Annotated in this window: 1 protein-coding gene; it reads right to left on the bottom strand. The window is 69.6% G+C overall.

Translation table 11 applies throughout. The annotated features are described in order from the left end of the window. On the bottom strand, positions 1-270 hold a 270-nt coding region (locus tag CWO89_RS45465), incomplete at both ends, for an IS66 family transposase (protein ID WP_165421651.1).

Consider the following 270-nt stretch of genomic DNA (forward strand, 5'->3'; position numbering starts at 1 on the left):
GCGCTTGACCGCCTCGGCCGCGATCGGCGCCTTGCTGAGCCGCGCGAGATCAAAGAACTTGCGCCTGCCGTGCGCCCAGCACGCGGCCTCGATGATCGGACCGCCCTTGCGATTGGCCTCGTAGAGCCTGCCAAAGCCGGCGTAGGCGTCGGCCTGCATCAGTCCGGCATAGCCCGCCAGATGTTGCTCCGGATGCGCGCCGCCACGGTCGGGCGAATAGAAGAACACGGCCGCCGGCGGATCTGGGCCGGCAAACGGACGGTCGTCGCG

The organism is Bradyrhizobium sp. Leo170, assembly GCF_004296405.1.
Lineage (GTDB): Bacteria > Pseudomonadota > Alphaproteobacteria > Rhizobiales > Xanthobacteraceae > Bradyrhizobium.